At 64.0% G+C, this 14,130-nt stretch carries 14 protein-coding genes; 8 read left to right on the top strand and 6 right to left on the bottom strand.

Features of this window, described 5'->3' with window-relative positions:
• Nucleotides 1-220: 220 nt before the first annotated feature.
• Nucleotides 221-1,285, bottom strand: coding sequence for a 23S rRNA (cytidine(2498)-2'-O)-methyltransferase RlmM (rlmM, locus tag CAG22_RS18030; protein WP_085589413.1), 1,065 nt, complete (start codon nt 1,283-1,285; stop codon nt 221-223).
• 216 nt (nt 1,286-1,501) lie between these two features.
• On the opposite strand from rlmM, the gene acnA reads away from it, so the two are divergent.
• The 3 genes from acnA (at nt 1,502) to CAG22_RS18015 (ending at nt 6,941) form a co-directional block, all read left to right on the top strand.
• Nucleotides 1,502-4,243: an aconitate hydratase AcnA gene (acnA, locus tag CAG22_RS18025; RefSeq protein WP_085705887.1), complete on the top strand. Its 2,742-nt coding sequence runs from the start codon at nt 1,502-1,504 to the stop codon at nt 4,241-4,243.
• Between the two features lie 157 nt (nt 4,244-4,400).
• Nucleotides 4,401-5,177: a CPBP family intramembrane glutamic endopeptidase gene (locus CAG22_RS18020; RefSeq protein ID WP_085705886.1), complete on the top strand. Its 777-nt coding sequence runs from the start codon at nt 4,401-4,403 to the stop codon at nt 5,175-5,177.
• Between the two features lie 198 nt (nt 5,178-5,375).
• Entirely contained in the window at nt 5,376-6,941 is a 1,566-nt protein-coding gene (locus CAG22_RS18015) for a PAS domain-containing methyl-accepting chemotaxis protein (protein ID WP_025338303.1), read from the top strand.
• Nucleotides 6,942-7,000: 59 nt separating this feature from the next.
• On the opposite strand, the gene CAG22_RS18010 is transcribed toward CAG22_RS18015, so the two are convergent.
• The 5 genes from CAG22_RS18010 to CAG22_RS17990 form a co-directional block, all read right to left on the bottom strand.
• The gene (locus tag CAG22_RS18010; protein ID WP_085589406.1) at nt 7,001-7,885 is read right to left on the bottom strand and encodes a pseudouridine synthase; all 885 of its coding nucleotides are present in this window, start codon (nt 7,883-7,885) and stop codon (nt 7,001-7,003) included.
• A 51-nt stretch (nt 7,886-7,936) separates the two neighbouring features.
• On the bottom strand, nt 7,937-8,245 hold the full coding sequence (locus CAG22_RS18005; protein ID WP_004376097.1) for a hypothetical protein: 309 nt from the start codon (nt 8,243-8,245) through the stop codon (nt 7,937-7,939).
• 65 nt (nt 8,246-8,310) lie between these two features.
• Nucleotides 8,311-8,742 carry a D-Ala-D-Ala carboxypeptidase family metallohydrolase gene (locus CAG22_RS18000; RefSeq protein WP_085664995.1) on the bottom strand — a complete coding sequence of 144 codons (432 nt, stop codon included), beginning with the start codon at nt 8,740-8,742 and terminating at the stop codon, nt 8,311-8,313.
• A 108-nt stretch (nt 8,743-8,850) separates the two neighbouring features.
• A complete protein-coding gene (locus tag CAG22_RS17995) occupies nt 8,851-9,090 on the bottom strand; it encodes a glutaredoxin family protein (RefSeq protein ID WP_019096182.1) in 240 nt (79 codons plus the stop codon).
• Between the two features lie 71 nt (nt 9,091-9,161).
• Nucleotides 9,162-10,370, bottom strand: coding sequence for an ammonium transporter (locus CAG22_RS17990; RefSeq protein ID WP_025338299.1), 1,209 nt, complete (start codon nt 10,368-10,370; stop codon nt 9,162-9,164).
• Nucleotides 10,371-10,683: 313 nt separating this feature from the next.
• On the opposite strand from CAG22_RS17990, the gene CAG22_RS17985 reads away from it, so the two are divergent.
• The 5 genes from CAG22_RS17985 to CAG22_RS17965 all read left to right on the top strand — a co-directional run bounded on the left by CAG22_RS17985 (nt 10,684) and on the right by CAG22_RS17965 (nt 14,129).
• The gene (locus CAG22_RS17985; protein WP_075044200.1) at nt 10,684-10,998 is read left to right on the top strand and encodes a YqjD family protein; all 315 of its coding nucleotides are present in this window, start codon (nt 10,684-10,686) and stop codon (nt 10,996-10,998) included.
• Nucleotides 10,999-11,007: 9 nt separating this feature from the next.
• Nucleotides 11,008-11,382, top strand: coding sequence for a phage holin family protein (locus tag CAG22_RS17980; RefSeq protein WP_085589401.1), 375 nt, complete (start codon nt 11,008-11,010; stop codon nt 11,380-11,382).
• Nucleotides 11,379-11,708 (top strand): hypothetical protein, encoded by a 330-nt coding sequence (locus CAG22_RS17975; protein ID WP_085705885.1) that lies wholly within the window; start codon nt 11,379-11,381, stop codon nt 11,706-11,708. Before CAG22_RS17980 ends, CAG22_RS17975 begins: the two co-directional genes overlap by 4 nt.
• Nucleotides 11,709-11,896: 188 nt before the next feature.
• Nucleotides 11,897-13,228: a deoxyguanosinetriphosphate triphosphohydrolase gene (locus CAG22_RS17970; RefSeq protein ID WP_013971681.1), complete on the top strand. Its 1,332-nt coding sequence runs from the start codon at nt 11,897-11,899 to the stop codon at nt 13,226-13,228.
• A gap of 283 nt (nt 13,229-13,511) precedes the next feature.
• Nucleotides 13,512-14,129 carry a response regulator transcription factor gene (locus CAG22_RS17965; RefSeq protein ID WP_085705884.1) on the top strand — a complete coding sequence of 206 codons (618 nt, stop codon included), beginning with the start codon at nt 13,512-13,514 and terminating at the stop codon, nt 14,127-14,129.
• Nucleotide 14,130: the final 1 nt, after the last annotated feature.

Raw genomic sequence — 14,130 nt, 5'->3', positions numbered from 1 at the left:
CCCTCGCTACGGGCCTGCTCCCGGGAGTACGCGCTGCAGGCCCCATCCATGGGGCCTCAGCGCTTGACGGGCATCCATGCCCGTCACCTCCCTCCGCAGTCCCTTCGCTCGGCCTCCTGAAGTCGCAATCGGCGGCGCCTGAACTATCGCGCGCTTAGAAGCAAAAGCCGAAGCAAGAGCAAGAGCAAGAGCAAGAGCAAGAGCAAAGCGGTTCGCTGTGCTAGCGCGGCTTCAAGTCCAACCGGCGCAGATGGCAGGTCACTTCCTCGCGGTCGTGATACAGCTGCTTGCAAGCAATCGAAACCTTGATCTTGCGCGCCTTGAAGGTCGCCTCCATGCGGTCGAGCAGCCGGCGTACTTCGGCATAGCGCTGTTTCATCGGCAGCTTCAGGTTGACCACAGCTTCACGGCACAACCCCTCGCCCAGCCAGGTCTCGATCAGCGAGGTAGTACGCGCCGGTTTCTCGACGATATCGCACACCATCCAGTCCACCGGCTGCTTCGGTTGCCAGGTGAAACCATCGGCCATCAGGTGCTGGACCAAGCCGGTGTCCATCAGGCTTTCGGCCATCGGCCCGTTGTCGATGGCGGTCACCAGCATGCCCCGGCGCACCAGCTGGTAGGTCCAGCCACCCGGCGAGGCCCCCAGGTCGACACCGGTCATGTCATCGCCCAGGCGCTGCTCCCACTGCTCGCGCGGGATGAACTGGTGCCAGGCCTCTTCCAGCTTGAGCGTCGAGCGGCTGGGTGCCTCGCGGGGGAATTTCAGGCGCGGGATGCCCATGGGCCACAGCGCACTGTTGTTGGCCGGGGCAACACCGGCAAATACCCGGCGGCCGCTGATGAAGGTGAGCAGCAGGCGTGGGCGGCTGGGGTCGTCGACCAGGCGGCCGGCCTTTTCCAAAGCCTTGCGCAGCGGCACCTCGAACTTGCGGCAGAAGGTAGACAGTTCCTTGCCTTCGTTGCTGTCCAGCACCTCCAGCCACAGGCTACCGAATACCGGGAACCCGGCCAGGTGCGCCAGCAGCACACTGATGCGGTCGCTTTCCGGCAGTTCGACATAACCGCCACGGGCCCACTGCCGCGGGAAAATCAGCTGGTTGAAGCGCAGTTCCCCCATCAACCGCTCGGCACCGCCCTCCTCGCTACAGACAAACTCGGCACTGGCACTTTGCGGCTTGCCTTTGGCATAGCCGGCAACACCCAGGCGGGCGGCATGTTCGCTGATTTCGGCGCACACCTCACCCTCGAAACCGGGCCGGCAATGCATGAACAGGGTATTCATCTCTCACTCCACTTCGGCTGGCGCGCCACAGGCGCCGGCAGGGCGGCGATGATAAAGGAAGATCGGAACCTGCGACACGCCCCGCCGGTCCAGAAAAGGGTCAGGTGGCGCAAAGCGGTCTAACCTGACCTTTCAGCCAGGTCCGTGCCGTGCGGATCGATACAGAGCGGTGCCACCGGCAGATCTTGCCAGGCACCGGCGCAGAAGGAGTTGGCAATGCCCTCGCTCGATAGCCTGAATACCCTCAAATCCCTACAGGTCGGCGACAAGACCTACCACTACTTCAGCCTCACCGAAGCCGCCCGCCAACTGGGCGACCTGCAGCGCCTGCCCATGTCGCTGAAGGTGCTGCTGGAAAACCTGCTGCGCTGGGAAGACGGCAAGACCGTCACCGGCGACGACCTGCGCGCCCTCGTCCAATGGCTGGGCGAGCGACGCTCCGACCGCGAGATCCAGTACCGCCCGGCGCGGGTGCTGATGCAGGACTTTACCGGTGTGCCGGCCGTGGTCGACCTGGCCGCCATGCGCGCAGCCATGGCCAAGGCCGGCGGCGACCCGCAGCGGATCAACCCGCTGTCACCCGTGGACCTGGTGATCGACCATTCGGTGATGGTCGACCGCTACGGCACGCCGCAGGCCTTCAGCGAGAACGTCGACATCGAAATGCAGCGCAACGGCGAGCGTTACGCCTTCCTGCGCTGGGGTCAGAGCGCCTTCGACAACTTCCGCGTGGTACCGCCGGGCACCGGCATCTGCCACCAGGTCAACCTCGAATACCTCGGCCGCACCGTCTGGACCCGTGAGGCCGATGGCCGCACCTACGCCTTCCCCGACACCCTGGTCGGTACCGATTCGCATACCACCATGATCAACGGCCTGGGCGTGCTGGGCTGGGGCGTGGGCGGCATCGAAGCGGAGGCAGCCATGCTCGGCCAGCCGGTGTCGATGCTGATCCCCGAAGTGATCGGCTTCAAGCTGACCGGCAAGCTGGGCGAAGGCATAACCGCCACCGACCTGGTGCTGACGGTGACGCAGATGCTGCGCAAGAAGGGCGTGGTGGGCAAGTTCGTCGAGTTCTATGGTGATGGCCTGGCCGAGCTGCCCTTGGCCGACCGTGCGACCATCGCCAACATGGCCCCGGAATACGGCGCCACCTGCGGCTTTTTCCCGGTCGACCAGGTGACCCTGGACTACCTGCGCCTGTCCGGCCGCCCCGAAGCGACCGTGCAACTGGTCGAGCAGTACTGCAAAGCCCAGGGCCTGTGGCGGCAGCCCGGCCAGGAGCCACTGTTCAGCGACAGCCTGGCGCTGGACATGCATGAGGTCGAGGCCAGCCTGGCAGGGCCCAAGCGGCCGCAGGACCGGGTAGCCCTGGGCCAGGTCAGCCAGGCCTTCGACCACTTCATCGAACTGCAACCCAAGCCGCTGGCCAAAGAGGTCAGCCGCCTGGAAAGCGAAGGTGGCGGCGGCGTGGCGGTAGGCAACGCCGACCAGGCGGGGGAGATCGACTACAGCCATCAAGGCCAGACCCACACCCTGCGCAATGGCGCCGTGGTGATTGCCGCGATCACCTCGTGTACCAACACCTCCAACCCCAGCGTGATGATGGCCGCCGGGCTGGTGGCGAAAAAGGCCCTGGAAAAAGGCCTGCAACGCAAACCCTGGGTCAAGAGCTCGCTGGCGCCGGGTTCCAAGGTGGTCACCGACTACTTCAAGGCCGCCGGGCTCACCACCTATCTGGACCGATTGGGGTTCGACCTGGTCGGCTATGGCTGCACCACCTGCATCGGCAACTCCGGCCCGCTGGATGAAGCGATCGAAAAAGCCATCGGCAGCGCCGACCTCACGGTGGCTTCGGTGTTGTCGGGCAACCGCAACTTCGAAGGCCGCGTGCACCCGCTGGTCAAGACCAACTGGCTGGCCTCGCCGCCGCTGGTGGTGGCCTATGCCCTGGCCGGCAGCGTGCGCCTGGACCTGACCCGCGACCCGTTGGGCACCGGCAAGGATGGCCAGCCGGTGTACCTGCGCGATATCTGGCCCAGCCAACAGGAAATCGCCGCTGCCGTGGCCAAGGTCGACACGGCGATGTTCCACAAGGAATATGCCGAGGTGTTCGCCGGCGATGCACAGTGGCAGGCCATCGAGGTACCGCAGGCGGCCACCTACGTGTGGCAGGCCGACTCCACCTATATCCAGCACCCGCCGTTCTTCGACGACATCGGCGGACCACCCCCGCAGATCACCGACATCCAGGGTGCGCGAATTCTGGCGCTGCTGGGTGACTCGGTGACCACCGACCACATTTCCCCGGCCGGCAACATCAAGGCCGACAGCCCGGCCGGGCGCTACCTGCGTGAGCAGGGCGTGGAGCCCCGCGACTTCAACTCCTACGGCTCGCGGCGTGGCAACCATGAAGTGATGATGCGCGGCACCTTCGCCAACATCCGCATCCGCAACGAAATGCTGGCGGGCGAAGAAGGTGGCAACACCCTGCACGTGCCCAGTGGCGAGAAGCTGTCGATCTACGACGCGGCCATGCGCTACCAGCAGGAAGGCACTCCGCTGGTGGTGATCGCCGGCCAGGAATACGGCACCGGCTCGAGCCGCGACTGGGCGGCCAAGGGCACCAACCTGCTGGGGGTCAAGGCGGTACTGGCGGAAAGCTTCGAGCGCATTCACCGCTCCAACCTGGTAGGCATGGGCGTACTGCCTCTGCAATTCAAGGCCGGGCACAACCGCAAGCAACTGGGGCTGACCGGCAAGGAGAAGATCGATGTGCTTGGCTTGAACGGCGCACAGATCCGCCCGGGCATGAGCCTGCCCTTGCGCATCACCCGCGAGGACGGGCAGCAGGAGCAGATCGAGGTGCTGTGCCGGATCGATACCGTGAATGAGGTGGAGTACTTCAAGGCGGGGGGGATATTACATTATGTGTTGCGCCAGCTGATTGCGGGCTGAGGCGGGTATGCTTGGGGCTGCTGTGCAGCCCATCGCCGGCAAGCCAGCTCCCACAGGTAAGTACAGCCCTCAGCCTTGATGCTATCCCTGTGGGAGCTGGCTTGCCGGCGATGGGCCGCGCAGCGGCCCCAATATTGTTCAACGAGAAGGACCACTCGTGCCTCGCTTCCACCTGATCGCACTTTTACTCCTGGCACTCGGCTACACCCTCGCCCTGAGCCAGGGCAACCTCGGCATCACCACCCTGCCCACCTTTTTCGCCCTGCTTGCCAGCGCCTTGCTCGCTCGCCGCCCCCAGCGCTGGCAACAAGCCCTCGGCCACACGTTGTTCATCCTCCTGGCCATCGCCCTGGCATTGCACTGGCTGCCCGGCTTCAACGCAGCCAAGGTGATCGACGGCGTCATCCTCAGCCCCGGCGCCCTGCCCTTCACGATGTACCTGAACCTGGACAAACCGCTGATCGGCGCCTGGCTGCTGCTGGCCTGCCCTTGGCTGTTCCTGTGGCGCAGCCAGGGCCTGGCGACCAGCCTGCTGTACGCCCTGCCCCTCACCCTGCTCGCCTGCCTGGGCGGCGCCTGGGCACTAGGCATGCTGGCCTGGGCCCCGAAATGGCCCGACCAGGCCTGGCTGTGGCTGCTGAACAACCTGCTGCTGGTAAGCCTGACCGAAGAACTGTTGTTCCGCGGTTACATCCAGGCCGGCCTGCAACGGCTGCTGCGCCACCAAGGGTTGGCATTGTTCGCCGCCGCCTTGCTGTTCGGCCTGGCCCACCTGGGGGCCGGCTGGCAATGGGTGTACCTGGCCACCCTTGCCGGTGTCGGCTACGGACTGGCGTACCGCTGGGGCGGCGTGGCGGCGGCGGTGCTCTGCCATTTCGGCCTGAACCTGGTGCACTTCACCCTGTTCAGCTATCCGATGCTGGCTCTTGGCTAGCTAATCGGTCATCATTCGACTCATACGTCATGAAACAGCAGTAAAAACGCAATAATGACGCCAACTTGCTTGAACGTGCTCGCTGGCTAACCCAGATCAAGTGATGGCTTATTGCCACAGATCAAGCACATTAATTATTCATTCAATAAAACCAGCGGCTTGCCGATACCTGTCGAAAGCCCTGCGGACTATCAACCCATGCGTAACAACCAGCCGATTACCCAGAGAGAACGGACTTTCCCTGCCCAGCAGCGGTTGATCTCCACCACCAATGCCAAAGGTGTGATCACTTACTGCAACGATGCCTTCATCGAGATCAGTGGTTTCACCCGCGAAGAGCTGACCGGTGCGCCGCACAACCTGGTGCGCCACCCCGATGTGCCGCCAGCGGTGTTTGCCCACATGTGGCAAACCCTCAAGCAGGGCCAGCCGTGGATGGGTATCGTCAAGAACCGCTGCAAGTCCGGCGACCACTACTGGGTCAACGCCTATGTCACGCCGATCTTCGACAACAACCAGGTGGTCGGCTTCGAGTCGGTGCGGGTCAAGCCTACCGCCGAGCAGGTCCGCCGCGCCGAGGCGCTGTACCAGCGCATCAACCAGGGCAAGCCGCCGGTACCACGCCGGGACAAGTGGCTGCCGGTGCTGCAGGACTGGTTGCCGTTCATCCTGATCAGCCAGGTGGGCTTCCTGATCGGCAACTGGCTGGGCCATTCCTGGGGCTTCGCCCTGGCTGCCGGGCTTTCCGTACCGCTGGGCCTGCTGGGCCTGAGCTGGCAGCAGCGCGGCCTCAAGCGCCTGCTGCGCCTGGCCGAACAGACCACTTCCGACCCGCTGATCGCGCAGATGTACACCGACAGCCGTGGCGTGCAGGCGCGCCTGGAAATGGCCATGCTCAGCCAGGACGCGCGCATGAAAACCTGCCTGACCCGCCTGCAAGACAGCGCCGAACACCTCAGCGAACAGGCGCGCCAGTCCGACGAGCTGGCGCACAAGAGTTCTTCGGGCCTGGAACGCCAGCGGGTGGAGACCGAGCAGGTTGCCGCTGCGGTCAACCAGATGGCCGCCACCACCCAGGAAGTGGCCAACCACGTGCAGCGCACCGCCGATGCCACCCAGGAAGCCAACCGCCTGACCAGCCAGGGCCGGCAGATTGCCGGTGAAACCCGCGAGGCCATCGAGCGCCTGTCGGCGGCGGTGGGCGAGACCGGCCAGACGGTGACGCAACTGGCCAAGGACAGCGACGAGATTGGTGGCGTGGTCGATGTGATCAAGGGCATCGCCGACCAGACCAACCTGCTGGCGCTGAACGCGGCCATTGAAGCGGCACGTGCCGGTGAAATGGGCCGAGGCTTTGCCGTGGTGGCCGACGAAGTACGCCAGCTGGCCCAGCGCACCGCCGAATCCACCGGGCAGATCCACGGCCTGATCGCCAAGCTGCAACAAACCGCCAGCAATGCCGTGCTGACCATGGAAACCGGCCATCGCCAGGCGCAGGAAGGCGTCGACCGTGTGATGCAGGCCGACGAGGCGCTGGTGGGCATCAGTGAAGCGGTGGCCAACATTACCGACATGGCCACCCAGATTGCTGCAGCGACCGAGGAGCAGACTGCCGTGGCTGACGAGATCAGCCGCAACATCAGCACCATCGCCGACCTGGCCGACCAGACTGCCGAACAGGCCCAGCACTCGGCGCTGCTCAGCGAAGAGCTGACCAGCACGGCGGGCACCCAGTACTCGCTGGTGGAGCGGTTCAACCGCTAGGGCCCTGTAGGAGCGGCCCATCGCGACACAAGGCCGCTCCTACAACGACCCCGTCCAGACTACCAATCCAGCTGCAAGCAGCTCTCGAAGTAGCGCTCTTCCCCGCTCAGCGGGTCTGCAAAGCGCAGGCTCTGCGCCAGCAACTTCAGCGGCCGCTGGTAGTCATCCTCTTCGTTGACCAACTGCGGATAGAACGGGTCATTGCAGATCCCCGCCCCCAATGCCGCCATGTGCACACGCAACTGATGGGTCTTGCCAGTCACCGGCGACAGCCCGTAACGCCACAGCTCGCCATTCTTCTCCAGCACTTCGGCCAGGGTTTCGCTGTTGGCCTCCCCCGCTACCTCATGCATGCGGAAAAACGGCTCGCCATGAACCAGGCGGCTTTTGTGCACCAGCGGAAAGTCGTGCTGCGGCATGGCCGCGGCAATGGCCTGGTAGCGCTTGTCGATACGTCGTTCGGGGAACAGCCGTTGGTAGGCACTGCGGCTCTGCGGGTTGGCGGAAAACAGCACAAGCCCGGCGGTATGCCGGTCGATACGGTGCAACGGCACCAGGTGCGGGTTGCCCAGGCGGCGGATCAGGCGGCGCAGCAAGGTCTGTTCGACGTATTCGCCAGTCGGCGTCACTGGCAGGAAATGCGGCTTGTCGGCTACCACCAGGTGCTCATCCACATGCAGTACAGTCTCCTGCACCGGGATCGGGCGCTCGTTCGGCACCTCACGGAAGTAGTGCAAACGCATACCGCGCTTGTAAGGCAGTTCGGCAGAAACCGCCCGCCCCTCGGCATCCAGCACCCGGCCACGGGCAAAGCGGTCGAGCCACTGGGCGCGGTCGATGGCCTTGAAATGGTCACACAGGCAGTCGAGCACCGTCGCCCAGTTACCGGGGGGCAGGCACACCGTGCTGGCTTGCTGGCGGGCGGGGTCGAAAGGCGTGGTCATGGCAGGGCTCGAAACGTTCACGGCCGCGCATTATCCCCCAAGCCCGCGCCCTCAACCAGCCTGGGCAATGGCCTCGCAGCGCTCCTTCAGCCAGCGCAACACCTGCACCGGCTCCCAGCGCCCAGGGTCGTAGAGGGCATACAGCAACCCCTGGTACCCAACCACGTCCAGCCCACGGTGGTAGCCGGCACGCTGGAACAGGGCCTCGATCTCGGCGAAGCAGGTATTGAAGTGGACCTTGCCGAACGGCGTACGGTCGTCGGTCACCAGGCCTTCGAGGCGCAGTTCCAGAACAGCGTCGGCCACCCGCTCGACGGGCATGCGGTTGACGCTGTACTTGAGTTGCTCGACATTGAGCATGGCTTCACCTCGACACTGTATTTATATACAGCATACGAACATCCCCTTGGCGCCGTCAATGCGCTTCATTGCAGGCCCGGCAGATAGCCGGTGCCTTTGCGGATGGTCAGCACCTGGCGCCGGGGGGCGCTACGCGACACGGCCAGGTGCACCCAGTCATCGAATTCGAGGATCAACTGGTCAAAGGGGATGGCGCTTTCGCTGATCCGGCGCACCACCTCGCGCGGGCTCACTTCAATCACCGTGAAGTCAGCTGCCAGCCCCTGCAGATGCTTGCTCGTCAGCGCCCCGCCAATGCGCTGGTTGACTGCGGGGCTGCGATAGCCGCTGCTGACGATGACTGGTGCACCGAACAGCGCGCGCACCTGCTCCAGTGCATTGCACAGCAACTGCAGGTTGGCACGGGCTTCGGCTGGAGGATTGTTGTCGAGCCCTTCCCTGGCGGCGAGCTGCGAAACGGTCATTTCATCAAGGGTGAAATGGGGGGAAATACGCATGGCTGGGTTCCTGATGACCGGTGAAGGATGCCGGCCTCAACGTGCCGGCAGCGGATCATCACAACGCACCACACTGCATGGAGCAGGGACAGACCTCCCCTTGTGCGATTACTGCGCGAGAAACGCCACCACCTGTTCGGCATCGAACGGCCAGTGCAGCTCGCCGCCATTGTCACAGCGGCGCAGCACCGGAATGATCAGGCCATAGCGTTCGAACAGGGCTTCGTTCTCGGCAATATCGACCAGCTCCACCAGCAGGCCATGGTCGACGAAGGGCATCAGCACGGCCTCGGCCACTTCACACAGGTGGCAGCCGAGGGTGCCGAACAGTTGGCATTCAGGCAGCATGGGGGCAAGTCCGGTTTGGCAGGGAGAAACCTATTCTAGGTCCGTCCTGCCGTCCGTGCACCTGACCTGGCTCAATCCTGGCTGGTGGCGCCGATACGGTGCAGCGACAGGTCCGCGCCCTGGAACTCCTGCTCATGGCTCAAGCGCAGCCCGTGCAGCGCGCGGATTGCACCATACACGGCAAAACCGCCGGCCAATGCCACCACCACGCCCATCAGGCTGCCCAGCAACTGGCTGACCAGGCTGACACCGCCCATGCCACCCAGCACCTCCTGGCCGAAGATACCGCAGGCCATGCCACCCCAGACACCGCACAGGCCATGCAACGGCCACACACCCAGCACATCGTCGATCTTCCAGCGGTTCTGCGCCGCGGTGAAGGTCCAGACGAACAGCGCGCCCGCCACCAGGCCGGTGGCCAGCGCACCAATCGGGTGCATCAGGTCGGAACCGGCACAAACCGCTACCAGCCCGGCCAGCGGCCCGTTATGCAGGAAGCCCGGGTCGTTACGCCCGGCCAGCAAGGCCGACAGGGTGCCACCGACCATGGCCATCAGCGAGTTGATCGCCACCAGGCCGCTGACACCCTGCAAGGTCTGGGCACTCATGACGTTGAAGCCGAACCAGCCGATGATCAGGATCCACGACCCCAATGCCAGGAAAGGAATGCTCGACGGCGCAAACGCCACCAGCCGGCCATCGCGGTAGCGCCCGCGGCGCGCGCCCAGCAGCAGCACCGCCGCCAGCGCCAGCCAACCACCCATGGCATGCACCACCACCGAGCCGGCAAAGTCATGGAACGGCGCGCCGAAGCGTGCCTGCAACCAGGCCTGAACGCCCAGGTTGCCGTTCCACACCACACCCTCGAAGAACGGGTAGATGAACGCCACGATCAACGCCGTGGCACACAGTTGCGGCACGAAGCGCGCCCGCTCGGCGATGCCCCCGGAGATGATCGCAGGGATCGCCGCGGCAAAGGTCAGCAGGAAGAAGCACTTGACCAGCGCATAGCCATGGTCGGCCGCCAGCGCCGCCGCTGGCTGGAAGAAGTTGACGCCGTAGGCGATCCAGTAGCCGATGAAGAAGTACACCAATGCCGAGATAGCGAAGTCGCTGAGAATTTTCGACAAGGCGTTGACCTGGTTCTTGTGGCGCACCGTGCCCACTTCGAGAAACGCGAAGCCGGCGTGCATGGCCAGCACCAGAATGGCGCCCATGAGAATGAACAGGGTGTTGGAACCATGGACCAGGGAGTCCATCGCGCTGTGCATGTTTTCCATGAAATAGGCAGACCTGCTGAAAAAGGCACCAGGACAGTTCAAGAACCTGCATCCCTGCACCGAATCGGTGCCAGCCCCCTGCCCTGTTTCGGTGATACGGGCGGAGCCTGCGTGGTTTTTTCTTGGGTTTGTCGTGGATTGGGTTAAGGTTTATCGGTATCCGCTGCGCTGGCGCCCCTAATCGGCGCAATATCTGCCTGGAGCGCCCCGCAACGTGGCAAAGCCTTAGCAAGGCCCATACCAGCGCCGGCACTTGAACCTTCCGCGCGTGCTATCACTCGAACTACCAACATTCATCGACAGGGAGACACCCATGGCCAGCAAATCGGCAAAGACTGCACAAGAGATATTGATGGCTGACTTCCAGGCACTGGTCCGCGACACCGAGAAGCTGCTGGCCGACACCGCCAACCTGGCCGGCGACCAGGCTGACGAATTGCGTGAACAGATCCACGAACGCCTGGCCCAGGCCCGCGAAAGCCTGCAGCTGACCCAGGACTCGGTGCGCGAGCGCGGCCAGGCAGCACTGGGCAGTGCCGAACAGTACGTGCAGGAAAAACCATGGCAGGCGATCGGCATTGCCGCTGGCGTCGGCCTGTTGATCGGCCTGCTGGCCAACCGGCGCTAAGGGGTTCCCATGGAGAACGACGCCAACGGCGCCAGCGCCTCGGGCAGGCGCCTGGGCGCTGCTGCCCTGGGGCTGCTGCACAGCCATATCGAACTGTTTGGCATCGAGTTGCAGGAGCAGAAGGGCCGCACCTTGAGCCTGCTGCTGTTCGCCGGCCTGGCCCTGGTATTCGCCCTGCTGCTGCTGACGGCGCTGTCCGGGCTGTTGCTGGTGTTGCTGTGGGACAGCTATCGCCTGGCCGGCATCATCGGTCTGTGCGTGTTCTACGGCATCGCCGCGCTGTATTGCGGCCTGCGCCTGAAGGCAGCGGTGTTCGACCAGTCGTCGCCCTTCGGCGCCACCCTCGAGGAACTTGCCAAGGACCGGGAGCGCCTGTTGCCATGAGCCTGCCAGAACTGCCAAACACCCGAAACCCGCGCGAACTGCGCAAGGCGCTGCTGCGCCTGCGCATGGAAATGCACCGCCAGGAAATCCACCACGAGTCCGCGCAGTTGCTTGAGCCACTGCGCCGTGTGCGCGGCATGGGCAGCTCGCTGCACGACGGGCTGGGCATCAAGCATGCGCCGCTGTGGGGGATTGGCGCCGTGGTGGCGCTGGGTTTCCTCACCGGCAAGGGCGTGCGCAGCGGCAACCTGGCGCGGCTGTTGCGCCTGGGCACCAGCCTGCTGCCGCTGCTGCGCCTGTACCTGCAAGGCAGCCGCCGCCCCTGAGCGTTTTCCGTCGACTGCACCGGCCCTATCGCCGGCAAGCCGGCTCCCACCTCGACCGCATCGGCCTCAAGCCATGTGCAATCCCTGTGGGAGCCGGCTTGCCGGCGATAAGGCATTACAGGCTTACCCCTTGCGCTGCCCTTCCGGACACCGGAAGCTATACCCCTCGATCCACAGGAGACCGCGCCTTGGACTGGCACACCCTGCTCACCCGCGAACGCCTGGGCAAAGCCCTGTACAGCGCCGATGAACTCGGGCGCAGCCCCTTCCACAAGGACCACGACCGCATCATCTTCTCCGGTGCCTTCCGCCGCCTCGGGCGCAAGACCCAGGTGCACCCGGTTTCCAGCAACGACCATATCCACACACGCTTGACCCACTCGCTGGAAGTCAGCTGCGTCGGCCGCTCGCTGGGCATGCGCGTCGGCGAAACCCTGCGCGACAGCCTGCCGGACTGGTGCGCCCCCAGCGACCTGGGGATGATCGTGCAGTCGGCCTGCCTGGCCCATGACATCGGCAACCCACCGTTCGGCCACTCCGGCGAAGACGCCATCCGCCACTGGTTCCAGCAGGCCGCGGGGCGTGGCTGGCTGGACGACATGAGCGACGACGAGCGCGCCGACTTCCTCAACTTCGAAGGCAACGCCCAAGGCTTTCGCGTACTCACCCAACTGGAATACCACCAGTTCGACGGCGGTACCCGGCTGACCTATGCCACCCTCGGCACTTACCTGAAGTACCCGTGGAGCGCACGCCACGCCGACGCCCTGGGCTACAAGAAGCACAAGTTCGGCAGTTACCAGAGCGAACTGCCGCTGCTCGAACAGATCGCCCGCAAGCTCGGCCTGCCGCAACTGGAACACCAGCGCTGGGCGCGCCACCCGCTGGTATACCTGATGGAGGCTGCGGATGACATCTGCTACGCGCTGATCGACCTGGAAGACGGCCTGGAAATGGAGTTGCTGCAGTACGCCGAAGTCGAAGCGCTGCTGCTCGACCTGGTCGGCGATGACCTGCCGGAAACCTACCGCCAGCTCGGCCCAGGTGACTCCCGGCGGCGCAAGCTGGCGATCCTGCGTGGCAAGGCCATCGAGCACCTGACCAACGCTGCCGCCCGCGCCTTCGTCGAACAGCAGCAAGCCTTGCTGGCCGGCCAGCTGGCGGGCGACCTGGTCGAACACATGCACGGCCCGGCCAAGCGCTGCGTGCTGCAGGCCAAGGACATGGCACGCAACAAGATCTTCCAGGACAAGCGCAAGACCCTGCATGAGATCGGCGCCTACACCACGCTGGAGATTCTGCTGAACACCTTCTGCGGCGCCGCCCTCGAACAGCACGGCGGACGTACGCCGTCGTTCAAGAGCCGCCGGGTACTGGACCTTATCGGCAACAATGCCCCCGACCCACACGGCTCGCTGCACAGCGCCTTCCTGCGCATGATCGACTTCATCGCCGGGATGACCGACAGCTATGCCAGCGAAATGGCCCGGGAAATGACCGGGCGCTCCAGCCCGACCTGAGCCCTGCCGGTGCAGCCCGGGCATTGCCCGAAGCTGCACCGTGTATTGTGGGAAACTTCCTACATATACTGGCGACAAGTTAAACAGCACGAATAAAAATAAATGAAAAGTTACCAATCACGCTTTGACATCGAGTTAAACGCGCCTGTCTCGTAGCCCGTTTTGTTTTATCTTGTAAGCCATTTCCCATATAGGGCTAATAGCCCTTCCTCGCATGCCTGACGACTTCCAACTGCGATAAGGTGCCGCCTGTCACCCTCAATAGCCCGCAGGGAAGTTGAACATGCATTCCATATTTATCGTCGACGACCATCCCGTCATCCGCCTGGCCGTTCGTATGTTGCTGGAAAACCAGAATTACAAGGTTGTCGGCGAGTCGGACAACGGCGTTGACGCCATGCAGATGATTCGCGAAACCGCGCCCGACCTGGTCATCCTCGACATCAGCATCCCCAAGCTGGATGGGCTGGAGGTGCTTGCCCGGTTCCAGGCCATGGCCCTGCCCATGAAGGTGCTGGTACTGACCGCGCAGTCTCCCGCATTGTTTGCCGTACGCTGCATGCACTCGGGTGCTGCAGGCTACGTGTGCAAGCAGGAAGACCTGAGCGAACTGCTCAGTGCAATCAAGGCCGTGCTGGCCGGTTACAACTACTTCCCCAGCCAGGCAATCAAGCATGACCAGGCGACAGATGCCGACTTGCAACTTTTCCGCCAGGTAAATGACCGCGAACTGATGGTACTGCAACTATTCGCCCAAGGCCGCAGCAACAAGGAAATTGCCAAGGGCATGTTCCTCAGCAGCAAGACCGTCAGTACCTACAAGAAGCGCCTCATGCACAAACTTCAGGTCAATACGCTGGTCGACCTGATTGAAATGGCCAAACGCAACGCGCTGGTCTGAG

Source organism: Pseudomonas sp. B8(2017) (assembly GCF_002113575.1).
Classification (GTDB): domain Bacteria; phylum Pseudomonadota; class Gammaproteobacteria; order Pseudomonadales; family Pseudomonadaceae; genus Aquipseudomonas; species Aquipseudomonas putida_Z.
This window is presented reverse-complemented; position numbering and strand designations above follow the sequence as displayed.

What these genes read in the sequence shown, in the direction of transcription:
- CAG22_RS17965 (WP_085705884.1), top strand. Translation starts at nt 13,512, where the DNA reads ATGCATTCCATATTTATCGTCGACGACCATCCCGTCATCCGCCTGGCC.
- CAG22_RS18015 (WP_025338303.1), top strand. Translation starts at nt 5,376, where the DNA reads ATGCGTAACAACCAGCCGATTACCCAGAGAGAACGGACTTTCCCTGCC.
- acnA (WP_085705887.1), top strand. Translation starts at nt 1,502, where the DNA reads ATGCCCTCGCTCGATAGCCTGAATACCCTCAAATCCCTACAGGTCGGC.
- CAG22_RS18000 (WP_085664995.1), bottom strand. Translation starts at nt 8,742, where the DNA reads ATGCGTATTTCCCCCCATTTCACCCTTGATGAAATGACCGTTTCGCAG.
- CAG22_RS18010 (WP_085589406.1), bottom strand. Translation starts at nt 7,885, where the DNA reads ATGACCACGCCTTTCGACCCCGCCCGCCAGCAAGCCAGCACGGTGTGC.
- CAG22_RS18005 (WP_004376097.1), bottom strand. Translation starts at nt 8,245, where the DNA reads ATGCTCAATGTCGAGCAACTCAAGTACAGCGTCAACCGCATGCCCGTC.
- CAG22_RS17980 (WP_085589401.1), top strand. Translation starts at nt 11,008, where the DNA reads ATGGAGAACGACGCCAACGGCGCCAGCGCCTCGGGCAGGCGCCTGGGC.
- CAG22_RS17985 (WP_075044200.1), top strand. Translation starts at nt 10,684, where the DNA reads ATGGCCAGCAAATCGGCAAAGACTGCACAAGAGATATTGATGGCTGAC.
- rlmM (WP_085589413.1), bottom strand. Translation starts at nt 1,285, where the DNA reads ATGAATACCCTGTTCATGCATTGCCGGCCCGGTTTCGAGGGTGAGGTG.
- CAG22_RS17990 (WP_025338299.1), bottom strand. Translation starts at nt 10,370, where the DNA reads ATGGAAAACATGCACAGCGCGATGGACTCCCTGGTCCATGGTTCCAAC.
- CAG22_RS17995 (WP_019096182.1), bottom strand. Translation starts at nt 9,090, where the DNA reads ATGCTGCCTGAATGCCAACTGTTCGGCACCCTCGGCTGCCACCTGTGT.
- CAG22_RS17975 (WP_085705885.1), top strand. Translation starts at nt 11,379, where the DNA reads ATGAGCCTGCCAGAACTGCCAAACACCCGAAACCCGCGCGAACTGCGC.